Source organism: Arhodomonas aquaeolei DSM 8974, assembly GCF_000374645.1.
GTDB classification, from domain to species: Bacteria; Pseudomonadota; Gammaproteobacteria; order Nitrococcales; family Nitrococcaceae; genus Arhodomonas; species Arhodomonas aquaeolei.
The window spans coordinates 240,992-265,723 of record NZ_KB894802.1; the positions used below are offsets into that span (position 1 = coordinate 240,992).

Here is a 24,732-nt window from a genome sequence, read left to right on the forward strand (position 1 = left end):
GGGGGAAGCGGGCATCGGCCGTCCGGGGTCGCGTGCGGATGGTGCGGTGCGATGCACACGCCCCGCCCGTACACATTCTGTTAACAACCCCTTCATTAGACTCGCGCACACGCTCATGGAAGGTCGAGGCAGCAGGTGGAGTATTCGGTCGTCATCCCCGTTTATAACGAAACCGAGAATGTCGTTTCCCTGGCTGACGAGGTGCACAGGGCCCTGGAAGACTTCGTCGACTACGAGATCGTATTCGTCGACGACGGCAGCACCGATGACAGCGTCTCCCGCCTGGCGCGGCTGCGCCGGGCGGACCCACGCATCCGCGTGATTGCACACGAGCGCAACGCCGGCCAGAGCGCGGCGCTCGCCACGGGTGTATCCGCTGCGGCGGGTGTCTGGATCCTTACCCTCGACGGGGACGGCCAGAACGATCCCGCCGACATCCCCCGGCTGATCGCCGAGCGTGAGCGCACCGCGGCCGATCTCGTCGCCGGTTGGCGCCGCCGCCGCAACGACACCTGGCTGAAGCGGGTTTCCTCCCGCGTGGCCAACGGCGTGCGCCGGCGTGTGCTCGATGATGGCTGTCCGGATACGGGCTGCGGTCTGAAGCTCTTCCGCCGCGCGATCTTCCTGTCCGTACCGCATTTCAATCACATGCACCGATTCCTGCCCGCGCTGTTCCATCAAGCCGGGGCGCAGGTGGCGACCCTGGCGGTGAACCATCGTGCCCGTAATGCTGGGCGCTCCAAGTACGGGCTCGGTAACCGGCTGTGGGTGGGGATCGTCGATGTTCTCGGGGTGCTGTGGCTGGGTCACCGGCGCCTGAACGTGAGCTATCACGAGGTGAGCCCATGATCGAGCCGACCTTCATCTGGCTGGGCGTGGGGTTGTTCGGCCAGGCGCTCTTCTCGCTGCGTTTCCTGGTGCAGTGGTTCCAGAGCGAGCGCGCGCGGCGCAGTGTCATTCCGGTGCCGTTCTGGTATTTCAGCATCGCGGGCGGGATGACGCTGCTGGCCTATGCGATTCACCGCGAGGATCCGGTGTTCATCATCGGCCAGGCCTCGGGGCTGTTCATCTACCTGCGCAACCTTTACTTCATCTACCGCCATCGTGGCGAGGGCGTCGACGCGGAGGGCGCATGAGACGGGACTGGCTGATCGCGGCATGGGTTGTCGGCGCGCTCGCGCTACTGACCACGGTATATCTGGTCGTACTGCCGCTGATACCCATCGACGAGACCCGCTACGCGGGCGTGGCGCTGGAGATGTGGCAGGGCGGCGACTTCCTGGTGCCGCGCATCAACGGCGCCTTCTACGCCCAGAAGCCGCCGCTGCTGTTCTGGCTGATGCAGGCCGGCTGGGCGGCCTTCGGGGTCAGCGACTGGTGGCCCAGGGTGGCCGTGGCGCTGTGCTCTCTCGCCGCCGCGGGGCTGACCGTGCGTCTCGCGGCGCTGCTGTGGCCGGAGCGGCCGAGGGTACGCCGGATCGCGCCGGTGATGCTCATGGGTACCGGTCTCTGGGCGGTGTGGGCGCCGGCGGTGATGTTCGACGTGCTGCTTACGGTGTGCGTGCTGATTGCCCTCGTCGGCGTGGCGGAACTCGCCGGTGGCCACACCCGGCGCGGTCCCCTGCTGCTCGCCCTCGGGCTCGGGCTCGGGATACTCGCCAAGGGACCGGTGGTGCTCGTGCACGTGCTGCCGACGGCGCTGCTGGCGCCGCTGTGGTACAGCGGCGGTGCCGGCGGCTGGCGGCGATGGTACGCACACATCGGGCTCGCGGTGATCGGCGGCGCGGCGATCGCCCTGGCCTGGGCGGTGCCGGCGGCGATCCGCGGCGGCCCGGCATATGCGGAGACGATCTTCTGGGGGCAGAGTGCGGGTCGTATGGTCAACTCCTTCGCCCATGCTCGGCCGTGGTGGTGGTACCTGGCGGTCCTGCCGCTGCTGGTCTTTCCCTGGATCGGCTGGCTGTCGGGCTGGCGCACGCTTGCTCGCCTGCGGCCACGACGGGAGGCGGGCACCGGGTTGCTTGTGAGCTGGCTAGTCACCGCGTTCGTCACGTTCACGCTCATCAGCGGCAAACAGGCGCACTACCTGCTGCCGCTGCTGCCCGGGCTGGCGCTGCTGATGGCCCGTGGGATCGACGAGTTGGGCGAGACGGTGAGCCGCTGGTGGGATGCGCTGCCCGCCGCAGGGGGGATGCTCCTGGCGGCCGGGATTACCCTGTGGCCCCACCTCGGCGCGGTCCCGGAGAGCGCGCCCGGCTGGGTTGCCGAGGTGCCACTGTGGCTACCGGCGGCGCTGGTGCTCATCGCCCTGGGCATGCTCGCGCCGGCGGCACGCCCGGTGGGTCGGGCGATCGCCCTGTCGAGCCTGAACGTCATCGCCGTGGTGGTGATCATCCTGGGCATCGGCGGGGTGGCCGCAGCATGGTACGACCTGGCGCCGGTGGGACGCCTGGTCGCCGGGCTGCAGCAAACCGGGCATCCGGTCGCCCACGTCGGCAAGTATCACAATCGCCTGCGATTCCCGGGCCGGCTCAGCCGGCCGGTCACGGTGATCGATGACGATGAGGTGAAGGGTTGGATCTGCTCGTACCGGGATGGTGTGGTAATCCGCTATTACGAGAACGCTGAGCGCATTCCGGATCAGCCCGTGCTCATGAAGCGGCCCTTCCGCAGTGACTGGCTGGTGGTGACCCGCGCCCGCGACATGCCCGGTTTCCGGAGCTGTCCCGACGCCCGACCCTCGGCCTGAGGCCTTCCGTTTGCGGTCATTCGAGGGAGATGCCATGCGACTGGTGCGATTCGGTTCCCCCGGCGCCGAGAGGCCGGGAGTGCTCGATGCCGCGGGCACGCTGCGCGACCTCTCCGGCCATGTCGACGATATCGCCGCTCCGGCCCTGGCGGTGGATGCGCGCCGGCGCCTCGCGGCGCTGGATCCGGCGTCGTTGCCCGCTGTCGACGACGAGCCGCGCCTCGGCCCCTGCGTGGCACGGCCCGGCAAGATCCTCGGCATCGGCCTGAACTACCGGGATCACGCTCGCGAGACCGGCGCACCGGCGCCGCAGCAACCCATCGTCTTCTCGAAGGCCGTTTCCTCCGTGTGCGGACCGGACGACGACCTGCTCCGCCCGCCGGGGGCCGAGTGCCTCGACTGGGAGGTAGAGCTCGGTGTGGTGATCGGCGAGAGCGCACGACGCGTGGACGAGGTCTGGGCACTGGCGCACGTCGCGGGCTACTGCGTGCTCGACGACGTCTCCGAGCGGGCGTGGCAGAAGGACCACGGCGGGCAGTTCGTGAAGGGCAAGAGCCACGATACCTTCTGCCCGCTGGGGCCGTGGCTGGTGACCGCGGACGACGTCCCGGACCCGCAGACACTGGGGTTGTGGACCGAGGTCGGCGGCGAGCGCATGCAGGAGGGTACCACCGCGGAGATGATCTTCCCCGTGGCGGCGTTGATCAGCCATTTAAGCCGCTACATGACTCTGGAGCCGGGGGACGTCATCGCCACCGGGACTCCGGCCGGCGTCGGCATGGGCCGGCAGCCGCCCCGGTACCTCGGCCCGGGCGAGACGGTGCGTCTCGGGGTCGAGAGACTGGGCGAGCAGACTCATCGAGTGGTAGCCGATACCCGCGACTAGCGCCGGGGCGCTCTGCGATGGGCACGGCCGGGGCGGCGCCGGCTCGCAGCGGGCGGCTGCGCCGTCAGTCGGTCACCGGCGTGGGGATCCCGCTGGGGCGCTCCAGTACCGCGGCGAGCCGATCGCGATCGGGGAGCTGGCCGCGGGCGAGTGCCGTCGCCGTGACCCGCTCCTCGAGGCGGCGTCGTTCGTCAGCGCTGAAGCGCAGGTCGTTGGCGGTGTAGTCGTCAGTCATCGGCAGTGGGTGCACCTCTACCCAGAGCCGGCCCCGGGCCCAGGTGTGCTTGACGGGCTGCTGGACGAGGCGCACCGGCGTGCCCCGGGGCACCTGCGGGAACAGCGCGGCGATGTCCTCCGGGTAGAGCCGGATGCAGCCATGGGAGACGCGCATGCCCACGCCTTCAGGGCGGTTGGTGCCGTGGATCATGTAACCCGGTAGCGCCAGGATCAGGGCGTAGGCGCCGAGTGGGTTGTCCGGGCCCGGCGGCACCACGCCCGGCAGGGGCTCGCCCTCGGCCCTGGCCTCTGCGCGGATGGACGCCGGCGGGTACCACGCCGGGTCGACGATCTTTTCCGAGACGCTCGTCGTCCCCAGCGGTGTGCTCCAGTCCTGGCGCCCGATGCCGATCGGGTGGGTGATCACGCGCTGGTGGCCGTCGTCTCCTGCGGGCGGGTAGAAGTACAGCCGTAGCTCCGGGACGTTGACCACGATGCCCTCTCGCGGTGTGTCCGGGAGTATGAAGCGCCTGGGGATGACCACGGGCCGGCCGCTGCCGGGGAGCCAGAAGTCGACGTCCGGGTTCGCGAGAATGATGTCCCAGTAGCCCACATCGAAGCGCCGGGCCACGTCATACAGGGTCTCGCCCTCGCGGACCTGACTGACGTGAGCGCGACCCACGAGGGCGCTATCGCCGGGTGGCAACGTCCACTCGTAGAGGTGCTGTCGGCGTGCCCCCGAGCCCCTATCGGCGCCCCGGGCGAGGAACGGTCCGGCGAAGAACAGGCCGGCCAAGGCCTGCAGGATTCGGCGGCGGTCCGCGTCTGGCGGCGTGTCCGGCATCTCGACGGCCCCTTGGTGACGGACCCGCTATCCTGCCACCTCGGCGGCGCCGGTGCACCCTTGCCGTGCAGTCAGCGGCGCAGCTCGACGCACCGCCAGATGTGGTCCTCGCTGAAGCGCAGGCTGTGGCGTTCACCTTCCATGTGCGGGCGTGCCGGCTCGTGGGTGGAGTAGGCGGCGAGCACCACCCCGGCCAGCTCGCTGCGACCGGCGGCGGTGATGCGTACGTCCAGCCATTCACCGCCGGTATGAAGCTGCACGACGTCGCCGGCGGCGGCGTGGTAGGGCGCCCCGGCCGGCGTGCGCAGGGGCTGTTCGTGGCCGCGGGGGTGCAGGTGGTGTGGGCTGTGCATGGTCGCTGTCCCGGCTTTCTCGTGTTTTGCCAAGTTCATGCCGGGAGGGTAGCGGCCATGGTGTTACCCCGGCGTGACACCACGGCGTCGCTTGCGTGACAGTGCGTGCGGCTGCACGCCGCCGGCCATGTGGGGCTGGGCCGGCGGCCCGTGGGTCAGCCCGTCGGCTCGACCACCACGACCTTGTCCGGCGCGAACGTCGCCCGGCCGATGTTGGCGGTCTCTTCGTGGGGATAGCCGGGCTGGTTGGCGACGAAGCGGGTGCCCCGGAGCGTGAGGTCCGCGTTCGCGTGGGTGTGCCCCGAGATCCAGAGAGCGGGCGGGTGCCTGTGGATGAGGCCGCTGAGGTCCGAGGCGAAGGCCGCGGCGAGGCCGTCGCCGGGGTAGCCGGGGTGACTGAGCTGGGGGACCGGCGCATGGTGGGTGACGACCACCGTGGGGCCGTCCCAGGCCTCGGCGAGCACAACCTCGAGCCATTCCCGGGTGTGTTGGTGAGCGGCCTGGGCGTCCTCGGGGCGGAAGGGACCGTCACGGGTGTGGATGAAGTGGTGGTCCGCGAGTTGGCGCGCGGCGATCCGCCGGTTGCGCCCGACCTGCTGGATGTCGCCGTGGGTGTGCAGGCGGTAGTCGGTCCACAGCGTGGCGCCGACGATGCGCACGCCGCCGAGATGGAGCAACTCACGCTCGAGGACGTGGACCTCGCCAGTGCCCCGTTCGCGCAGTGTCTGCGCGGTTTCCCGGCAGTCGGCGGCGAGGTCGGGGAAGTGCCAGCCATAGTACTCGTGGTTGCCGAGCACGTATGCCACCGGGGTGTCACGGTCGGCGGACAGCCTCGCTGCCGCCTCGACGCCGTGGGTGCCGGTGGCGATGTCGCCGGCGAGCACGATCAGGTCCACGTCCACCGCGGCCACCAGGTCCTCCAGGGTGGCGCCGTCACGGGTCTCCAGGTGAAGGTCGCTGACGATCTGGATACGCATGCTCACGGCCCCCTGTGTCCCGGTCCGCGGTGTCCGGTGACGTCCCTCATGTCCTCTCCTCCTGTAGCGCGGGCGACGCTACGCGCATTATGGCCTACGGCATGTGCCCGCGGACAGATTGTGCACCAGAACCGGCCGCAAGGACCGGTTAGCGGGCCGCGGATTGGGTGGCTGTGGTGCCGGAAAATGGCCCGCCTACCCGGTTGCGGCCCCCGCGCTTTGCGCGGTAGGCGCCAGCGTCGGCACGGCGGATCAGTGACTTGACGGTATCGTCCGGGCGTAGTGTGGCGACGCCGATGCTCACGGTCACCGCCTCGCCGGTGGGGGAGGTGCTCGCCGCGACCGTCTGCCGGAGTGCCTCGGCGATCCGCCAGCCGCCGTCCGGGTCGGTCTCCGGCAGGAGCACGATGAATTCCTCGCCGCCCCAGCGCACCAAGGTGTCGCTGTTGCGCAGCCGGTCACTGACGATCCGGGCGAAGTGCGCCAGCACGCGGTCGCCCATCTCGTGGCCGTAGCGGTCGTTGACGGCCTTGAAGTGGTCGAGATCGGCCATGAGGAGTGACAACGGCCGGTCGTAGCGGCGTGCCGTTGCCATGGCGTGTTCGAGCAGGGGCTCGAAGCCGGCACGGTTGAGGGCCCCGGTGAGCGCATCATGGCGTGCGGCCCGATCCAGGCGCGCCTCCAGCTCCTTGCGTTCGGTGATATCGATGAGCACGCCGCGGAAGAGCTGTCCCGGACCGGGGTCGTTGGCGGGGATCGCGTGACCGAACAGCCACCTCACGCCATGATCGGTGCGGACACGGAACTCCGCGTGCCACTCGGAGGGCGTGCCGATGTTGGCATGGCGGGTGGCGGCACGCATCTGGTCTAGGTCTTCCGGGAGGATGCGCGACCACAGTGTCCCGGGGTCGTCCGTGCGTTCCTCGGGGGACAGCCCGAGGAGCGTTCGCAGCCCGTCGCTGACGAAGGGGAAGCGCTCGCTGCCGTCGGGCATGAGGCGGTACTCGTAGACCGCGCCCGGGATGCTGTCGGCGATGTCCCGCAGCCGGTCGCGCTCGGCGTTGAGCCGTTGCATGGCCTCCTTGCGGACGGTGATGTCCTCGGCTATGACGTCGATGACGGTTTTGCCGTCCTCAAGGGCAAGTCGCGCGGTGACCGCGATCCAGCGTTGCGGCGCATCGGGGCCCGGCGCGATCAGGACCTCGCGGCCCTGCACGAGGCCATGTTCTCGCAGGGCGCGGGTGAGTGCCCGGCGCTGGTTGTCGTTGACGAACAGGGCCTGGAGGGTGCGCAGGTCGGTGATGCCGGCCATATCGACGCCGAGACGTTCCCGGGAGGCGGGGTTCGCCTCGATGCGCAGGCGTCCGCCGGCGAGGCGGATCCGTGCCACGGCTACCGGCAGATCCTGGAATACCCGCCGGTAGCGGTCAACGCGATGGTGAAGGTCGAGGAAGTCGTTCACCGTGCGCGCGAGCGCCCGGATTTCAGGGCTGCCGGTTTCCGGGGCGGCATGGCGGCTCTCACCGAACTGCTGCGCCTTGAGCGCGTGGTAGATGCGATTGATCGGCCGCATCACCTGGCGGCGTACCAGCAGGAAGATCAGCAGCGTGAATGCCGATACCGCCCCTGCAAGCCACGCCCCGTCGGCGAGGGCGTCATTCCGGGCGCGAGCGATTACGTCCGAGGCATCGAGCACGACCACCACCCGGCCGCCCACGAGGCTGCGGGCGACGGCACTTACCGGATCGGTGATCCTCAGCCGGGAGATCGCTACGGCCTCGCTGCGCTGCGGCCGCCAGAGCGTCACGTCGTCCTCGGGCAGGGGGCGCGTCAGCGAGGGGCCCACCGGCGTGTCGGCCAGTTCGCGGGCGGACCTGTCGCGCCAGGCCAGGCGCGAGCCGGCGACAATGCGCTCCCCGTCGGCGCTCGCGAGTGCGATTGCACGGATGCGGGGAGATGCTGCGACGGTGAGGACGAAGCGTTCCAGCGCGGAGCGCGAGGCGACCGTCTCCACCGCGTAGTTCATCGTCCGTGCGATCTGTAGCGCCTGCCTGGAGGCCGTGTCCCGGGCGTCGGGCAGGTGCTCGAGGTAGCTCACCCAGGCGGTCACGGCAACGAATACGGCGGCGAGAGCCAGCAGCGCCATGGCGATACGCGCCTCTATGCGCTTGTGCAGGGGAATCAGGTGTTTCACCGGCCTGTCGCCTTTTTCAGGGCGCGGCCGTCGAGTAGATACTCGGGGTCCAGGTCGATCGAGCGGCCGTCGAAGGCCTCGAGCGCGGCAATGGAGCGGCGGACCGCGCCGGTGAGGTGGCCGTTCTCACCCCAGTAATCGCGCTGCTCTCGGAGTCCGATCATTCGAATGCGCTCAAGGGCCCGGCGGATCTCATTTGAATTTTGACTGCTGCGGCGGGCCAGGAGTTCAGTGGCGGCCGCGGGATTCGCGCGTGCCCAGTCCAGCGCTCGCTGGTAGGCGCGCATCAATCGCCGCAGGGCATCGGGCCGCTGCCGAATGATGGCCTTGGACGCAACAAGGACGTCGACGACCGTATCAGGGCTCTCCGTGGTGTCGAAGATACGGCGCACCTCGGGCAATCGTTCCATGCGATCGGAGAAAGGGGGGTAGGTGACGGCGGCCGAGACCTCGCCATCCGCGAGGGCGTCGGGCATCGCGGACTGGGGCATGGGGGCGAGCCGCACGTCCGACGCGGGCACGCCCGCCTTCTCCAGGGCACTGGCGAGCACCAGTAGATTTACCGATCCCGGTTCGACGGCGACGTCGCGGCCCCGCAGGTCCCTGACGGCGGATACCGGGGGCCGCGCCAGGATAACGTCGCCGCTCATGGAATGGTCCAGCACGAGCACGGCACGGGCCTCGCGGTCCGCCCGCCGGGCGATCTGCACGAGCTCCAGCGGCGTCGCGCCGATGAGGTTGACCTGGCCGCGCTCGAACGCCAGGCGCGAGTCCCGCAGCGACATCGTGTCCACGATCTCGAGATCGACGCCGACATCCGCGGTGAAGCCTTGCTGTTGGGCGATATAGAAAAAGCCGTATCCCGGCCATGGATTGATGGCGAGCCGCAGCGCGGGCGGGTCATCGCGCGCGCAGGCGCTGACCACGAAGACGACGACAAGCAGGATCGTCCCCCGTCGTAGAGAGCTGAGTGGCATGGTGCCCCTTGGCTGTCCGTTACGTTACCGGCCCGCCCACGCGAGGCATATCAATTCCCAGGCTATATTATGCCGGCAAGAAACACCGGTGTTGAGGGGGCTGACCAGCAATTCCCATTATGGCGTGCCGCGCGGTTGAACCAGTCGCCGCCGGGCATGAAACGGCTGGCAAGACGTCGCACGCCTGCGGCGCACGAGCTAGCGAGCCAGCCGGTTAGGTCATGCACGGTCCCGGCCGAATGCCCCGGCGCTGTCACGCCGGGAATGGGTGGCATACGCCTGCGGCGTCGCAGCGGTCATCCGGCCGTGTGCACATCCCCGCCGGCAACGCAGCTGTCAATCGTGGCATCGACGGCCATCGGCCGCCGCCGAGTCCGTACGTGTTGCTATAATGAGAGTTGCCGGGGGCTGACAGGGTGGGTCTCGGGCCGGCCGATGAGAGCCGGCCCGCGCACGCTCACGGACGGTTGCGGTCGAAATGGGCGTCGAGTCCCCGCCACACGTCGATGTAGTCGCGCTGGCGGAACGGCGCCGCCATGGCCTGCTCCGTGGGCAGGAACAGGTAACGGGACTCGAACATGAACGCCAGGGTATCGCCCTGGTAGACCGGTTCGAGCGCCGCCGTGGAGGCATTATCGAAGGTCTCGGCGTCCGGGCCGTGGGGGGTCATGCAGTTGTGCAGGCTCGCGCCGCCCGGCTCGAAGCCCTCGGCCTTGGCGTCGTAGACCCCGTGGACCAGGCCCATGAACTCGCTCATCACGTTGCGGTGGAAGTACGGTGGCCGGAACGTGTCCTCGGCGACCATCCACCGCGGCGGGAAGATCACGAAGTCCACGTTGGCCGTCCCGGGGGTGTCCGTGGGCGCGGTGAGCACGGTGAAGATCGAGGGGTCCGGGTGGTCGAAGCTCACCGTGTTGATGACGTTGAATCGCGCGAGGTCGTACTTGCACGGATGATAGTTGCCGTGCCAGGCGACCACATCCAGCGGGGAGTGGTCGAGAGGGGCCGCCCAGAGGTTGCCGCAGAACTTCGCCACCAGCTCGAAATCACCGCGGCGCTGCTCGTAGGCCGCCACCGGTGTCAGGAAGTCACGCTGGTTGGCCAGGCCGTTGGCGCCGATGGGGCCGAGGTCCGGGATCCGGAAGAACGCGCCGTAGTTCTCGCAGATGTAGCCGCGGGCCTGGGCCGCCAGCAGGCGCACCTGGTACTTGAGGCCCCGCGGGATGAGCGCGATCTCGCCCGGCTCGACGGTGACTACACCCATCTCCGTGGCGATCTCGAGGCCGCCTTGCTGGGGAACGATGAGCCACTCGCCGTCGGCCGAGTAGAAGAAGCGCCCGTCCATCGAGCGGTTGGCGGCGTAGAAATATACCCCGCAGCCCGCCTGGGCCTTGAGATCGCCGTTGCCGGCCACCGCGAACAGCCCCTCGATGAAGTCCGTGGGCGTCTCGGGGAAGGGCATGGCGCTCCAGCGCATCTGGTTCGGGTCCACCGGGGTCTGAGCCGGCGCTTCCAGCCGGCCGAGGGTCACGGGCTCGAAAGCGCCCTGGACCACTGACGGCTGAATCCGGTAGAGCCAGCTGCGCAGGTTGCTGTGGCGCGGGGCCGTGAACGCCGTGCCGCTGAACTGCTCGGCGTAGAGGTCGTAAGGGCAGCGCTGCGGTGAGTTGCGGCCCACCGGCAGCGCGCCCGGCTCGGCTTCCGTTTCGAAGTAGTTTCGGAAGCCACTGAGGTACTGGCGTTCGTCCTGCGGCATGATCGTCTTCTCCTCCTGTATGAACGGGGAGCCGTGACGGCTCGTGCCGGCATCGTAACGCCATTTAGTTTTGAGCGAAACTACCTTGCAGGGACCGTCTTATCCCTCAGCCCATCCAGGAGGAGGCCGATGGTCTCGCGTTCCGTGTGCGAGAGGTGGGCGAGCAGGCGGTCCGGACGGGCGTTCTCGATCTCGCCGAGGCGCTTCAGGCACGCGGTCCCGGCCTCTGTCAGGGCCAGGTGTACGACCCTGCGGTCGTCCGGATGCGGCTGGCGGGTGACCAGCCCGCGCTCGCGCAGCCGGGCAACCGCCCGCGTGACACGCGGGCGCTCCAGGCCGGCGCGTTCGGCCACGGTGCCGGCGGACACAGGGCCGTGGACATCGAGGGCGGCGAGCACCCGCCAGTCGGCGAGGCGGATGCCGGCGGTCTGACGACAGGCGCGGTCGAGCGCCTGCTGGATACCGTCGGCGAGGGTGCATAGCGGCCCGGGCAGGGTCCTGGAGGCCGGTGTGGCGGCATGGGTGAGGGACATCGCGGCACCTGGGGTTGCTTGACTTTGATTTTGCCTGAAACTACTTTGCCGAACGCTACTCGGCCGTCCCCGTGGTCGGCTATGATCCGTATCAAATGCCCGATGAACACCCCGCCAGGGGATGAGGAGGCAACATGAAGCTGGCTTCGCTCAAGCGTGGGCGCGACGGCGCCCTGGTCGTGGTCTCCCGCGACCTCTCCCGCGCCGTCGAGGCGGCCGGCGTGGCGCCCACGCTGCAGGCCGCCCTGGACGACTGGACGGCCGCGGCACCGGCACTGCAGGCCCTTTACGGACGGCTGAACGCGGGCAGCGTGGAGGGGGCGTTCGACCTCGCCCCCGGTGCGCTCGCCTCGCCGCTGCCGCGGGCCTACCAGTGGGCGGACGGCAGTGCGTACGTGAACCACGTGGAGCTGGTGCGCAAGGCCCGGGGTGCGGAGATGCCGGAGAGCTTCTGGGCGGATCCGCTCATGTACCAGGGCGGCTCCGACTCCTTCGTCGGCCCGCGGGATCCCATCGTTGCCGGCAGCGAGGACTGGGGCATCGACTTCGAGGCAGAGATGGCGGTGGTCACCGACGACGTGCCCATGGGCACCACGCCGGAGGCGGCGGCGTCGCACATCAAGCTGCTGATGCTCGTCAACGACGTCTCCCTGCGCAATCTCATTCCCGGTGAGCTTGCCAAGGGCTTCGGCTTCTTCCAGTCCAAGCCTGCGAGTGCGTTCTCCCCGGTGGCGGTGACCCCGGACGAGCTCGGCGATGCCTGGGACGGCACCAGGGCGCACCTGCCCATGGTCGTTCACCTCAACGGCGAGCTCTTCGGCCGGCCCAACACCGGCGTGGACATGACCTTCGATTTCGCGCGTCTGGTCTCCCACGTCACCAAGACCCGGGAGATGGAGGCAGGCAGCATCGTCGGCTCAGGCACGATCTCCAACTACGATCGCAGCCAGGGCTCGTGCTGCCTGGCGGAGCGGCGCATGCTCGAGAAGCTGGACGCCGGCGAGCCGAGCACGCCGTTCATGTCCTTCGGCGACCGCGTGCGCATCGAGATGTTCGACGCGACGGGCGAGAGCATCTTCGGCGCCATCGACCAGCAGGTCGAGGAGTTCCGCGGCTGATGCGCCTCTACGACTATTTCCGCTCCACTGCCGCCTACCGGGTGCGCATTGCGCTCAACCTCAAGGGCCTGGCCTACGAGTCAGTGGCGGTGAACCTGCGTGACGGCGAGCAGCGGGGTGGGTCATACGATGCGGTCAACGCCCAGCACCTGGTGCCGACCCTCGAGCACGACGGCCGGCGGCTGACCCAGTCGCTGGCGATCTGCGAGTACCTCGGGGAGATCGCTCCTGAGCCGGCGCTGCTTCCCGATGATGCCGCCGGGCGCGCGCGGGTGCGGGCGATCGCCCAGGTCGTCGCCTGCGACATCCACCCGGTGAACAACCTGCGGGTGCTGAAGTACCTCACCGGCGAGCTCGGCGTGAGCGACGGCGACAAGCTCGGCTGGTACCGCCACTGGGTCCACGAGGGCTTCACCGCGCTGGAGCGCATGCTCGCTGACGGTCCGGCCGGACCATACTGTCACGGCGATGCGGTCAGCCTGGCGGACGTCTGCCTGGTGCCGCAGGTGTTCAACGCCAACCGCTTCGAGATGGACCTCGCCGCCTATCCGCGCATCCGCGCGATCAACGAGGCGTGCCTGGCCCTGCCCGCCTTCGAACGGGCGCGCCCGGAGAATCAGCCCGATGCCATCTGAGCGCGGGCCGGCACCGGTCCGGCCGGTGCCGGCTCCCGCCGCCGGGTGAAACGCGGTACTATCGCGCCCTATGCTCGACGATGATCAATCCCGCGTAGTCGACCACGAGGACGGCCCGGCGGCGGTACTCGCTGGTGCCGGCTCCGGCAAGACCCGCTGCACCACCGAACGCGCCGTGCGCCGACTGCGTGAGAGTGGCGTGGACGGCGAGGCCATGGTGCTGCTGACCTTCACCAACAAGGCGGCAGGCGAGATGCGCGAGCGCATCCGCGAGCGCTTGCCCGAAGGTCTCGCGCTACCCTGGATCGGCACCTTCCACAGCTACGGCAACGCGCTGCTGCGCCGCTGGGGGCATCACATCCGCGTGCCCGGTAACGCCACCCTGATGGACGCGGACGACGCTCGGCGCATGCTGGACGCGCTGCTCGCCGGTCCGTTCTCCGAGCGTCAGCGTCGCCAGGAGGCGCTTCAGGCGGTGGAGGCGATCAACGCCCGGGGTCTGGACGTCACCGAGGAGGCGGACCTGGAGGGCATCGTCACGGCCTGCGGCGAGTACGGCTTCGGCCCGGTCGCGAGCGCGCGGATGCTCGAGCGCCTGCGCCGTTTCGAGCGCGAGAAGCGCGACGCCGCCGTCATCGATTTCGCCGATCTCATCGCGCTGCCGGCGCGGCTGCTGCGCCGGCATCCGGAGGTGCGCGAGCTGGTGGCCGGGACGCTGCGCGATGTCACCGTCGACGAGGCGCAGGATACCGACGCCGCGCAGTTCCGGCTGTTGGAGCTACTGGCGCCGCCGAGCCGCACGGTCCTGCTGGTCGGCGACGACGACCAGGCGATATACGAGTGGCGCCACGCCCGTCCGGAGAACCTGCGGACCTTCATCGAGGCCTGGTCCGCCAGCGTCTACCGCCTGGAGCGCAACTATCGCTCCACCCCGGCGATCGTCGGCGGCGGCGCCTCGCTGGTGCGCCACAACACCGCGCGCCTGGACAAGTCCCCGTATGCGGTGCGCGCGGCCCCCGAGGGCGACGGCGTGCATCTCGTGCACTACGACGCGGCGGAGGCCATGGCCGAGGGCGTCGCCGAGCGCCTGGAGCGCGCGATCCGGGGCGGTGCGGCCGCGGACCACCTCGCCGTGCTCTACCGCAAGAACCGCATGGCCCGGTTCCTGGAGACCGCGCTGCTGCGGCGGGCGGTGCCCTACCGCGTGAAGGCGGGTACCGACCTGCTCGGGTATGCCGATGTGCGCATGATGCTCGCCGCCGGCCGCCTTGCGGCCAACCGCCGGGACATCCGCGCCCTCTCGCGGCTCGCCGAGCTCGTGCCCGGGCTCGGGGTACGTGGCGTGAGCCGGCTGCTCTCCGGCGGGGGCGATCCCTTCGCCGCCGCCGGCGCGCTCTCGCCCCGGGCCTCGGAAGGGCTCGACGCCCTGCGCCGGGCGCTGGACGACCTCCACGCCCGCGGCCCGGGCGGGCTGTTCGAGTGGTGTCGCCAGACCCCCATGATCAACGACTGGCTCCTCCGCCGGGCCCGGCGCGGTGGCCGCGGCGAGGGTGGTGAGGGCGATCCCGAGCGCGCCCTGCGGCCCATCCTCGGGCGCCTGCGGGCGATACAGGGGGCCGTGCGCCGGCGCCTGGATGCCCTGCCGGCCGGTGCGGACCGTGCCGCCCAGTGGGCCAGCGCGCTGGAGGTGGTCAGTGCCGGTACCGACGAGGCCGAGGAGGGCGGGCGCGTGACCCTGTGCACCGTTCACGCCGCCAAGGGGCTGGAGTGGCCCGAGGTGCACCTGTTCGGTTTCTCCGAGGGGCTCATGCCCATGGAGCGCGAGGGCGTGGTCGAGAACCTCCCCGAGGAGCGGCGCCTGGGCTACGTGGCGATCACCCGGGCCCAGGACCGGTTGATCCTCCACCACGCCGACCGCGTGGACATGGGCGGCGGCGAGGGTCCGCGGCGGCTGGCGGTCTCGCGGTTCCTGGAGGAGGTGCGTGCGGGCCAGCCGGTTACCCTGGTGGACCGCCGGCGCGGAGCGGCCGGTGGCGGCGAGGCGGACGCCGGCCAGGCCCGGGACTGGCTCGCGGAGATGCGCCGGGCGCTCGGGTAGGGTGTGGTGAGGGGCCGGTATCTCGCCCGTAACTTGACATGCCGGGCGATCCTTCGTTAACTATCGGACATGTTTATGGATCAGCCCCGGCACCTTCTGACCTCCCGCCTGCCGTCCCGGCTCCTGCCCGGGCTGCTCCTGCTGCGCCTTGCGCGCAGCTAATCAGACCCCACACAACACCCAGTTCACCGTTCAACAGCCACCCGCCGGGCGAGGCGGGGTAACAGCGGATAGTTGCGAGGAGCGAGCATCCATGCCGCGCAGCGAGCAACCGATCAACCGACGACTGATCAGCGGTCGGCGGGCCATGGAAACGTGGCAGCCCGCCGGCCGTGACATCGCCACAGGCCCGCGATTGCGCCGATAGAACATGGAGAATTGAGCGATGTTGTCCGATCCGTCGAAGAAATACCGTCCCTACCGTCCCATCCAGCTCACCGACCGTACCTGGCCGGATGCGACCATCGATGTGCCGCCTGTGTGGATGAGCACCGACCTGCGCGACGGCAACCAGGCGCTGTTCGAGCCGATGGGCGTGGAGACCAAGCTGGAGATGTTCCATATGCTGGTCTCCGTGGGCATCAAGGAGATCGAGGTGGGCTTCCCCTCGGCCTCGGAGACCGACTACACCGTCGTGCGCCGGCTCATCGAGGAGGACATGATCCCCGATGACGTGCGCATCGAGGTGCTCACCCAGGCGCGCGACCACCTCATCGAGAAGACCTTCGAGTCGCTGCGTGGTGCCAAACGCGCCATCGTGCATCTCTACAACGCCACCTCTCCGGCCTTCCGCGAGCTGGTCTTCCACCTCGACCGCGACGGCAGCCGCGAGGTCGCGGTCAATGGGGCGCGGCTGATCCGCAAGCTCGCCGAGGAGAACCCGGAGACCGAGTGGATGTTCCAGTACAGCCCGGAGACGTTCTCCGCGACGGAGCTGGACTTCGCCCACGAGGTGGTGGACGCGGTCACCGAGGTTTGGGAGGCGTCGGCGGACCGGCCGGTGATCGTCAATCTGCCGGCGACGGTGGAGATGTCCATGCCCAACGTCTTCGCCGACCAGATCGAGTGGATGCATCGCAACCTCGCCCGGCGCGAGGGCATCGTGCTCAGCGTCCATCCGCATAACGACCGGGGCACCGCCATCGCCGCGGCGGAGTTCGCCGTCATGGCCGGGGCGGACCGCGTCGAGGGCTGCCTGTTCGGCAACGGCGAGCGCACCGGCAACGTCGACCTCGTCACCCTCGCGCTCAACCTCTACACCCAGGGTGTGCATCCCGGGCTCGACTTCTCGCGCATCAACGACGTCGCACGGACGGTGGAGCAGTGCACCCAGCTCCCCATCCATCCGCGCCATCCTTACGTCGGCGACCTGGTGTTCACGGCGTTCTCGGGCTCGCACCAGGACGCGATCAAGAAGGGGTTCGCCGCCCAGGAGCCGGAGGCGCCCTGGCGGGTGCCGTACCTGCCCATCGACCCCCGGGACCTGGGCCGGACTTACGAGTCGGTCATCCGCGTCAACAGCCAGTCCGGCAAGGGCGGGGTGGCCTACCTGCTCGAGCGCGACTATGACCTCACCATGCCGCGGCGCATGCAGGTCGAGTTCAGCAACGCGATCCAGCGCGTCACCGACAGTACCGGTGCCGAGATCCGTGCCGACGAGATGTGGGAGATCTTCCGCCGGGAATACCTCGAACTCGATCACCCCATCGACTACGTCAGCCAGAGCCTGTTCGACGTGGACGGCCGCCAGGGCGTGCGGCTCAAGGTCCGCGAGAACGGCCGCGAGGAGGTGCTTACCGGTGTCGGCAACGGGCCCATCGACGCCCTGCTCGCCGCGCTGGACGCGGACGTGCGTGTCCAGCACTACGAGGAGCACTCTATGGGCCGGGGGTCGGACGCCCGGGCGGTGTGCTTCGTGGAGCTCTCCTGCGAGGGGGTGGCGGGGGATGTCTTCGGTGTCGGTATCGACGGCAACATCGTCAGCGCCTCGATCAAGGCCGTGATCAGCGGTATCAACCGGGTCTGGGCGCGGTTGCCCGAGGACCGGCGGAACGGCCTGATCGGCCGGGGCGACGGCAGCCAGCGCTTCGCCTGAGCCGGTGATGCCGGGGCATCGGCGGCCGCCCGCGGGCGGCCGCTACCAGTTGCGCTGCATCGCGAGAAAGGTCAGCGAGGCGGACCACGTCACCAGCGCCAGCCCGGTGATCGCCTCCGTGCCCACGAGCAGCCGGATCGGGCCCTGCGGGGTGATGTCGCCGAAGCCCAGGGTGGTGTAGGTGACGGCCGAGAAATAGACATGGTCGAGCAGCCCCTGCAGGGGCAGTCCCACCAGTTTGCCCGTGCCGTCGAGCTCGAGTAGCAGCGAATAGCCGGCGCCGAAGATCCAGATCTCGATCACGTGGGCGCCGAGCAGGCCGAGGATGATCACCACCATGCGCCGGTGGCCGTGGCGGGCCAGGCTCTGGCCGACGAGGAAGCGCCAGCCCACCTGCAGGCACTGGTAGTGGATGACCACGCAGATGCCCACCAGGAGCGCCGTTACCACGGCCATGAACCAGTGGGTCGGGCTGGTCAGGGCGTCGATGAAGGGGGAGGTCGGGTGTTCCACGTGCGTATCGGGTCCGCGTCGATCCGGGCGTTCGTTGTCCGGCCGTTAGTATCGTTGCCGCCGGGCCCGGCTGTCACCGGCCGCGGCGGTATGGTTCCGGTGCGCGTCCGGGCGGCGGCCGCGGGCGCGTCTCCCGGGGGATCCCGCCCGCGCCTGTGTGGGGCGGATCGCGTAAACTTGCGTCCGCACCCCGGGCCCTGCCAAAGTTATGCGCTCAGTGCGTGCGGCACCTCAGTGTGCCTCCGCGGTCAGGGCCTGCCAACGAACTCAAGCAATGGAGAACGTTAGAGTGTCTGCCGCTAACGAATCAGCGAACGCCTCGGCCAGTGGGTCGGGATTCTGGCTTTTCGCGAGTAACTTCTTCAAGCACCCCGCGATGCTCGGATCCATCATCCCGAGCTCCCGTCACCTCATCGACAAGCTGCTCGCGCCCGTGGAGTGGTCCCGCGCGAAGCGCGTCGTGGAGTACGGGCCCGGCGTCGCGACGTTCACCCGCGCCCTGCTCGAGCGTATGCCCGAGGACGGCGAGCTGCTGGTCATGGAGCTCAACCGTGACTTTGCCGATTACGTGAGGGAGCGCGTTCAGGATCCGCGGCTCACCATCGCCCATGCCTCTGCGGCGAGTCTCGATGAGTGGACCGAGCAGCTCGGATGGGACGGGGTGGACTATATCGTCTCCGGTATCCCGTTCAGCACCATGCCCGCGGACACCCGTGACGAGATCCTGGAGACGACCCGTAACGGGCTCGCCGAGACCGGCGAGTTCCTGGTCTTCCAGTTCTCGAACGCGGTCTTCCCGTTCCTCAAGGATACCTTCCCGCGGGTGGACAAGGAGTTCGAGGTGCGCAACATCCCGCCGGCGCACTGCTACCGCTGCCGCGTGGCCGCGGAGTAACCCTGCCGATACCGGACGGGCCGGTGCGCCCAGCGGCCCGTCACGATTCCCCGCACGCTGGAAACGGACACAAAAAAGCCCGCTTGCCGCGGGCCCAATTCTATTTTTGCTTTGGTAGCCTCTCCCCCCCTTGGCCGACGGCCCGGTCTTTCGCCGGGCTTCGCCTTCAAGGTTGACGTTGATATTACCGGACGTGGCAGGTGACGCAAGCATGAGTTGTGACGCGATGCACCATTTTCGAGGGGAAATCAGCTGAATTGATCGTGAATGGGTGTTCACATCTGCCCGGTTTTGTGTATACTGCAATGCAACAGCGGTTTTGATCTCTCCTCCTCTTGGCCGACCTCATTCAGGTCGGCTTTTTTTTGTCCGTCCACAATGAGTGCACCGGGTTGGGTTATCTGTGAACTGCGGTCAAACCCCTTGTGACTCACTGTCTGTTCATGTTGCGGCGCAATGCTGTATACTCGGTCTCAGCTAGAGTTTTCAATCTCTCCTCCTCCTTGGCCGACCACTTGGGTCGGCTTTTTTTTGTCCGGTACTTTCATCCCGGCCCGGTCGTTTGCGCCCGGCACCACGGAAGCCGCGCCTGGGCCGGCTGGCATGACCATCACGGGGTGGCGGCTGTGTCCGCGGTGCCTGTCGCCAAGGTGAGGGTGGCGCACCCCGGCGGCGTGCGATCCCTACATGCGCCCGCTCCCCAGGCGCTGTGGCCCTACGACTGCCGTGCCGGCCCCGGTGTTTGTCGGCTGCCTCCGGGCAATCGCTTTACCGTCGAAGCGCGCCCCAGATAGGTCGTGCACCGTCAGGTGTGCGACGCCTGGATGGTTTCGCGGGGATGTCGCACACGGCCCGGGGCCGTGCACGACCTACCGGCGGCTGGCCGTGTACCCAGCGCATGCGATGACTGGTTCGGCCGCGGATCGGGTATGCCGCCGCGCTGCTTCCCTCGGGTTGGCCGAGCCTGGCGGCCAACATCGACGGCGCGCGCCCGCCGGGCGGGCGGGATGTCGGCTGCCGAGCGCAGCCGACCTTACGGGAAACGGCGCCCCGGCAAACCACCGGCGATCTCGGGTAGGTCGTGCGCCGAAGGCGTGCGACGTCTCAGCCCAGTCCCAGTGCCCGGGGCAGCCCCACCGCGATCACCGGGAAGGCCAGCAGCAGCGCCAGGCGGAGGACGTCGGCGAGGATGAACGGGACGATCCCGGCCATGATCTGCGGCAGCGCGAGGCGCTCGTCCGCGGCCTGGATCACGAACAGGTTCATGCCGATGGGCGGGGTGATCAGGCCGAGTTCGATGACCGTGACCAGCACCACGCCGAACCACACCGGGTCGTAGCCCAGGTGGGTCACCACCGGAAAGACGAAGGGCACGGTCAGCAGCATCATCGACAGGCTGTCCATGAAGCAGCCCAGCAGCAGGTAGAAGAGCAGCAGCACGACCATGACCGTCCACGCGGGCCACTCCAGCGCGGCCACCGTGCTCACCAGGAACTGCGGGAGGTTGCTGGACTCGATGAAGAAATTGAAGAGGGCGGCGCCGATGAGGATGAAGAAGATCATCCCGCTGGTGACCGCCGCCTCGCGGATCCCGCCGAGCAGCACGCTGCGCGTGAGGCGCCCGCGCACGGCGGCGAACACGAACGCACCGGCCGCACCCACCGCCGCCGCCTCCGTGGGCGAGAACAGGCCGGCGTAGATCCCCCCGATCACCACCACGAACAGCAGCACCACGTCCCAGGTGCGTCCCAGCGCCCGCAGCCGGCCGGCGGCGTCCCGGCGCTCCCCGGCGGGGCCGAGCGCCGGGTTCGTGCGGGTGCGCACGCGCACCGCGAGCATGTACAGCGCCGTGCCGAGGAGCCCGGGGAACAGGGCGGCGGCGAACAGGGCGCCGATGGACTCGCGGGTGAGCAGGGCGTAGATCACCAGGATGATGCTCGGCGGGATCAGCACCCCGAGGGTGCCGCCGGCGGCGACGGCGCCGGCGGCCAGGGAGTCCGCGTAGCCCTTGCGCCGCATCTCCGGCAGGGCGACGCGGGACATCGTCGCCGCGGTCGCGAGGCTGGAGCCGCAGATCGCCCCGAAGCCGGCGCAGGCGCCGATGGTCGCCAGCGCCAGGCCCCCGCGCACATGGCCGACGAAGGCATAGATGCCGTCGTAGAGGTTGCGCGAGAGCCCGGCGTGGGCCGCGAACACCCCCATGAAGATGAACAGCGGCACCACCGACAGGCCGTAGGGATGGACCGCGCCGAACGGCAGCGTGCCGAGCATGAACCGCACCGCAGGCCAGCCCGCCAGCGGGATGGCGCCGAGCACACCGACCAGCCCCATGGCCACGGCCACGGGCACGCGCAGGGCGATGAGCACGAGGGCGGCGACGAAGCCGGCGACGCCGGCCAGTTCTGCGGGCATTGACGGGGCTCCGGTTACGGCGCCTCGCCGGTCGCGGCGTGCACGAACCGGCGCAGTGCCTCGGCGAGTGTGGCGACGAGCGAGAGCAGGCAGCCGCCGAGCAGGGCGCTCCAGTACCAGATCATCGGGATGCCGATGGTCTGGGAGGAATCCCCATAGCGCAGGGCGAGCAGCGCCTGGTCGAGGCCATAGCGCCCGAGCAGGGCCACCAGCGCCGCCCCGGCGAGGGCGGCCAGGGCGTCGAACCCGGCGCGGGCGCGCTCCGGCAGCCAGTCCGTCGCCGCGGTGATGCCGACATGGGCGTTGCGGATGAAGGTGTACGGGATGGCGAGGAAGGCCATCGTCATCACGCACAGCTGGGTGATGTCCACCAGTCCGGTCAGCGAGCGGTTGAGGACGGCGCGGGCCGCGATGTCGCCCACCACCATGACGATCGCTAGCCCCAGTACCGCCACCCCGGCGGTCGCCGCCCAGGCCAGCACCCGCTCGACTCCGGCGTGCAGGCCCGCGGCGATCGTGGCGCTACGAGGACGAGTCACTGTATTCCCGCACCAGCTCCCGGGCGCGTTCGTAGATCGCCGGCGCGTTGTCCACGCCGTTGTCCTGCAGCGTCTCCAGGCGATCCCGGATCATGGGCTGGAGCTGCTCGCGCCAGCGCGCGCGCTCGGCGTCGCTAACCGGGATGATCTCGTGGCCGCGGGCCACCGCGTCCTCGCGCCCCGCGCGGTCCCACTTGTCCCACCAGGTGCCGAACCGGGTCTCCAGGGTCTCGCCGGAGAGCTCGTCGATGGCGTTCTGCACCGACTCGGGCAGGCTGTCGAAGCGCCGCTGGCTCATCACGAAGTAGAACGACACGGTGTAGGCCCGTGCGTCCGTGTGGTACTGGAGGACCTCGTTCAGACGAAAGGCGCCGACCGCGTCCCAGGTGAACAGGGTGCCGTCGAGTGTGCCCTTCTGCAGGTTCTCGTAGACCTGGCTCGGGGGCATGCCCACCGGGCTGGCACCGAGGTATTCCAGCATCTCCGAGACCGCGGGGCTCGGCGTGCGCAGGCGCAGGCCCTCGAGGTCCTCGAGTTCGCGCACCGGCGTGTCCGTGGTGTGGATCAGCCCGGCGTTATGGGCGTGCAGCGCGAGGACCTTGAGGCCGTCGTACTCGTCGCCGAGACGACCTTCCCGGTAGAGCTGCCAGAGCACCTGCGAGGCGGTGCCGGCGTCCTCGACGAGGAACGGCATCTCGATCACCGAGGTGGCCGGGAAGCGCCCGCGCGGCAGCCCGCTCAGGCCGTGGGCGATGTCCACCACGCCGGCTCGCACCTGGTCGAGCTGGCGCGTGATGTCGCCGAAGGCGGTGTTGCCCGGATAGATGGTGACCTTCACCCGGCCGTCGGTGCGCTCCTCCAGCGCCCGGGCCCATGGCTCGAGGAAATCCGTGTGGATGCCGTGGGACGGCGGCAGGTAGTGGCTGAGCTTGAGCTCGATGGTCTGCTGTGCAGCGGCGGCGGAGGCCGCGAGCAGACCCGCCGTGGCGACGCCCGCGAGCAGCGCGCGTGCGAGGATTCCCCTGGGCATGACTCTCCTCCTGCGTCCGGGGATATTCGTGTACTTGTGTCCGGAATATTACCCGGTTTCGTTTCGATAGAAAATAAACGGCCACTCCACCGTGACCCTTCGACCCGTCCACGCTGAGGCGCGGTGCCTGCGACGGGGCCGCGGGCAATGCGGTGTTCACGGTCGCGACGGGTCGGCCCGTGGCGACGCCGGGGCCCGGTGGGCGGGGTGAAACGAGTGGCGGTGTGGCGGGTCGGTGTCAGGCGGGCCTGATGTCGACGGCGCCCGGAGGAAGGCCGCTGCCGGGCGGGTTGTTGCCGTTCAGGGGCGGTCGCGCATCCGTGCCACCTGCTCCTGCAGCCGGTCGAGCAGGCGCTGGAGCTCGAGGCACTCGCTCTCGTCGAGGCCGGCGAGCAGCTCGCGCTCCCATGCCCGGGCGAGGGGGGCGATGCGCTCGTAGGTGGCGCGCCCGTGGGCGCTCATGCGGATTACGGCGACGCGCTGGTCATGGGCGTCGCTCTCGCGCTCGATGAGCGCGCTGCGGGCCATGCGCTGCAGCGCCCGGCTCACCCGGGGTTTGTCCATGTTGGTCCGCTCGCTGAGCACCCCGGCCGAGAGTGGTTCCTCCCGGGCGAGATGGGCGAGCACCCGCCACTCCGGGATCGAGATCCCGAAGCGCGCCTGGTACGTCCCGGCGAGCGAGCGGCTCATCCAGTCCGCCAGTACCGCCATGCGGTAGGGGATGAATCGCTCGATCTCCAGCTCTTCGGCCGGGCCGGCATGGTCTCGTGTGGCCTTGTCATCCATGCCGGGGATGTTGCAGTACGCCGCCCCGGTCGGCAACCACGGCGTCGCTCCGGTGCGCCCATCTATGACTGACGGATGAATCACTTGTGATGCTGCGTTGCAGCACAAAGCGTTACAATGCGTTCAATATTTCAGCTCAGGGAGTATCAACCATGCAGAACCGGCAGTGGTTCCTCATGCTCGGCCTCAATGCCGAGGGCGAGCGCCGCGTCTACAAGGCCCGCCTCGAGGATCGCGTTCAGGCCGAGCGGCTTGCCGAGCAGCTCGAGTTCGACGACGCCGCGACCATCCTCGACGAGGCCGCCGTCTCCCGGATCGGGCGCTACGGCTACGGCTTCCAGCTGGTCTTCCAGATCGCCCCGGAGATCAGCCCCGCGGACTACGGTATCGGCGAGTCGGAGACCCTTCAGGCGGCGTGACGGCCCGCCGTCGCGCCGGCGTGGACTGTCTCGCGCCGGTGCGCCATGCTAGTTTGCCCTGCTAGGTTCACTGTGAGGCAGGCGGCATGGCACGGGTGCTGATCGCCGACGATCACCCGCTCATGCGGGATGCGTTGCGTCCCGTGTTGCGGGATCTTTTCGGTAGTGATGTAACGATTCGTGACGCGGACAGCGTGGAGGCCAGCCTCGCCGCGCTGGAGGCGGCGTCGTTCGATCTCATCCTCTTCGATCTGTGCATGCCCGGCGGCGGTGACGCGGCCGCGCTGATGGCCGTGCGCGAGCGCGCCGCGGCGGTGCCGCTGGTGGTGATCTCCCACCGCGAGGACGCTGCGGTGGTGCGCCAGAGTATCGCCGCCGGCGCCACCGGCTTCATCCCCAAGTCCCTGAACACCACGCTCATCCGCAGCGCGCTGCAGCTCGTGATCGACGGCGGGCAGTATTTCCCGAGCTGGGCGTTCACCGAGCGCGAGGCGAGCCCCGTGGCCGGGGAGCGCGAGCTCAGCGCGCTGACGCGGCGCCAGCGCACCGTGCTTCGCCTGCTCGGCGAGGGGCAGTCCAATCGCCAGATCGCCGAGCAGCTCCACCTCAGCGAGTGGACGGTCAAGGCCCACGTGAGCGCGGTGCTGCGCAAGCTCGGTGTCAGCACCCGGGTCGAGGCCGCGCTGATCGGCCGCGAGCTGGCCTGA

Annotated in this window: 23 protein-coding genes; 11 read left to right on the forward strand and 12 right to left on the reverse strand. The window is 69.3% G+C overall.

Annotation, left to right across the window (positions count from 1 at the left end; all coding sequences use genetic code 11):
* Positions 1-135: 135 nt before the first annotated feature.
* Genes C516_RS0105690 through C516_RS0105705 form a run of 4 tightly spaced genes read left to right on the forward strand, consistent with a single transcriptional unit; the run spans position 136 to position 3,635 of the window.
* Positions 136-849: a glycosyltransferase family 2 protein gene (locus C516_RS0105690; protein WP_018717395.1), complete on the forward strand. Its 714-nt coding sequence runs from the start codon at positions 136-138 to the stop codon at positions 847-849.
* Positions 846-1,136 (forward strand): lipid-A-disaccharide synthase N-terminal domain-containing protein, encoded by a 291-nt coding sequence (locus tag C516_RS0105695; protein WP_018717396.1) that lies wholly within the window; start codon positions 846-848, stop codon positions 1,134-1,136. The genes C516_RS0105690 and C516_RS0105695 overlap by 4 nt, the downstream gene beginning before the upstream one ends.
* Entirely contained in the window at positions 1,133-2,749 is a 1,617-nt protein-coding gene (locus tag C516_RS18705; protein ID WP_018717397.1) for an ArnT family glycosyltransferase, read from the forward strand. Before C516_RS0105695 ends, C516_RS18705 begins: the two co-directional genes overlap by 4 nt.
* 34 nt (positions 2,750-2,783) lie before the next feature.
* Positions 2,784-3,635, forward strand: a complete 852-nt coding sequence (locus C516_RS0105705; RefSeq protein WP_018717398.1) for a fumarylacetoacetate hydrolase family protein — start codon at positions 2,784-2,786, stop codon at positions 3,633-3,635.
* 64 nt (positions 3,636-3,699) lie between these two features.
* Here C516_RS0105705 and C516_RS18710 read toward each other — a convergent pair whose 3' ends face one another.
* The 7 genes from C516_RS18710 to C516_RS20420 all read right to left on the reverse strand — a co-directional run bounded on the left by C516_RS18710 (position 3,700) and on the right by C516_RS20420 (position 11,485).
* Complete coding sequence (locus C516_RS18710) at positions 3,700-4,695, reverse strand: L,D-transpeptidase family protein (protein ID WP_018717399.1); 996 nt, start codon at positions 4,693-4,695, stop codon at positions 3,700-3,702.
* A 71-nt stretch (positions 4,696-4,766) separates the two neighbouring features.
* Positions 4,767-5,048, reverse strand: coding sequence for a hypothetical protein (locus tag C516_RS0105715; protein WP_018717400.1), 282 nt, complete (start codon positions 5,046-5,048; stop codon positions 4,767-4,769).
* A gap of 155 nt (positions 5,049-5,203) precedes the next feature.
* Positions 5,204-6,025 (reverse strand): metallophosphoesterase, encoded by an 822-nt coding sequence (locus tag C516_RS18715; protein ID WP_018717401.1) that lies wholly within the window; start codon positions 6,023-6,025, stop codon positions 5,204-5,206.
* 148 nt (positions 6,026-6,173) lie between these two features.
* Complete coding sequence (locus C516_RS20415; protein ID WP_018717402.1) at positions 6,174-8,219, reverse strand: GGDEF domain-containing protein; 2,046 nt, start codon at positions 8,217-8,219, stop codon at positions 6,174-6,176.
* Complete coding sequence (locus C516_RS0105730) at positions 8,216-9,196, reverse strand: ABC transporter substrate-binding protein (protein WP_084594100.1); 981 nt, start codon at positions 9,194-9,196, stop codon at positions 8,216-8,218. Before C516_RS0105730 ends, C516_RS20415 begins: the two co-directional genes overlap by 4 nt.
* A 457-nt stretch (positions 9,197-9,653) precedes the next feature.
* Positions 9,654-10,952: a homogentisate 1,2-dioxygenase gene (gene hmgA / locus C516_RS0105735; RefSeq protein ID WP_018717404.1), complete on the reverse strand. Its 1,299-nt coding sequence runs from the start codon at positions 10,950-10,952 to the stop codon at positions 9,654-9,656.
* Between the two features lie 80 nt (positions 10,953-11,032).
* Positions 11,033-11,485: a MarR family winged helix-turn-helix transcriptional regulator gene (locus C516_RS20420; protein ID WP_018717405.1), complete on the reverse strand. Its 453-nt coding sequence runs from the start codon at positions 11,483-11,485 to the stop codon at positions 11,033-11,035.
* 134 nt (positions 11,486-11,619) lie between these two features.
* On the opposite strand from C516_RS20420, the gene C516_RS0105745 reads away from it, so the two are divergent.
* From C516_RS0105745 to leuA, 4 genes are all read left to right on the forward strand, one after another.
* Entirely contained in the window at positions 11,620-12,603 is a 984-nt protein-coding gene (locus tag C516_RS0105745) for a fumarylacetoacetate hydrolase family protein (protein ID WP_018717406.1), read from the forward strand.
* On the forward strand, positions 12,603-13,238 hold the full coding sequence (gene maiA, locus C516_RS0105750; protein ID WP_018717407.1) for a maleylacetoacetate isomerase: 636 nt from the start codon (positions 12,603-12,605) through the stop codon (positions 13,236-13,238). The genes C516_RS0105745 and maiA overlap by 1 nt, the downstream gene beginning before the upstream one ends.
* Positions 13,239-13,308: 70 nt before the next feature.
* Entirely contained in the window at positions 13,309-15,336 is a 2,028-nt protein-coding gene (locus C516_RS0105755) for an ATP-dependent helicase (RefSeq protein WP_026320973.1), read from the forward strand.
* Between the two features lie 385 nt (positions 15,337-15,721).
* Positions 15,722-17,431, forward strand: a complete 1,710-nt coding sequence (gene leuA, locus C516_RS0105760; protein ID WP_018717408.1) for a 2-isopropylmalate synthase — start codon at positions 15,722-15,724, stop codon at positions 17,429-17,431.
* Between the two features lie 42 nt (positions 17,432-17,473).
* Here the strand turns inward: leuA and C516_RS0105765 are convergent, their stop codons facing one another.
* Positions 17,474-17,944 (reverse strand): potassium channel family protein, encoded by a 471-nt coding sequence (locus C516_RS0105765; RefSeq protein ID WP_018717409.1) that lies wholly within the window; start codon positions 17,942-17,944, stop codon positions 17,474-17,476.
* A gap of 376 nt (positions 17,945-18,320) precedes the next feature.
* Between C516_RS0105765 and C516_RS0105770 the strand changes: the two genes are divergently transcribed.
* Positions 18,321-18,839, forward strand: a complete 519-nt coding sequence (locus tag C516_RS0105770) for a class I SAM-dependent methyltransferase (protein ID WP_018717410.1) — start codon at positions 18,321-18,323, stop codon at positions 18,837-18,839.
* Positions 18,840-19,943: 1,104 nt separating this feature from the next.
* Here C516_RS0105770 and C516_RS0105775 read toward each other — a convergent pair.
* The 4 genes from C516_RS0105775 to C516_RS0105790 form a co-directional block, all read right to left on the reverse strand.
* Positions 19,944-21,251 carry a TRAP transporter large permease gene (locus C516_RS0105775; RefSeq protein WP_018717411.1) on the reverse strand — a complete coding sequence of 436 codons (1,308 nt, stop codon included), beginning with the start codon at positions 21,249-21,251 and terminating at the stop codon, positions 19,944-19,946.
* Positions 21,252-21,265: 14 nt separating this feature from the next.
* Entirely contained in the window at positions 21,266-21,790 is a 525-nt protein-coding gene (locus tag C516_RS18730; RefSeq protein ID WP_156831139.1) for a TRAP transporter small permease, read from the reverse strand.
* On the reverse strand, positions 21,774-22,820 hold the full coding sequence (locus C516_RS0105785) for a TRAP transporter substrate-binding protein (protein WP_018717413.1): 1,047 nt from the start codon (positions 22,818-22,820) through the stop codon (positions 21,774-21,776). The genes C516_RS18730 and C516_RS0105785 overlap by 17 nt, the downstream gene beginning before the upstream one ends.
* 300 nt (positions 22,821-23,120) lie before the next feature.
* Positions 23,121-23,642, reverse strand: a complete 522-nt coding sequence (locus C516_RS0105790; protein WP_018717414.1) for a MarR family winged helix-turn-helix transcriptional regulator — start codon at positions 23,640-23,642, stop codon at positions 23,121-23,123.
* Positions 23,643-23,758: 116 nt separating this feature from the next.
* Here C516_RS0105790 and C516_RS0105795 point away from each other — a divergent pair, with 116 nt between their 5' ends.
* Together C516_RS0105795 and C516_RS0105800 are read left to right on the forward strand one after the other, a co-directional pair.
* Positions 23,759-24,025, forward strand: a complete 267-nt coding sequence (locus tag C516_RS0105795; protein ID WP_018717415.1) for a hypothetical protein — start codon at positions 23,759-23,761, stop codon at positions 24,023-24,025.
* Between the two features lie 86 nt (positions 24,026-24,111).
* On the forward strand, positions 24,112-24,732 hold the full coding sequence (locus C516_RS0105800; RefSeq protein WP_018717416.1) for a LuxR C-terminal-related transcriptional regulator: 621 nt from the start codon (positions 24,112-24,114) through the stop codon (positions 24,730-24,732).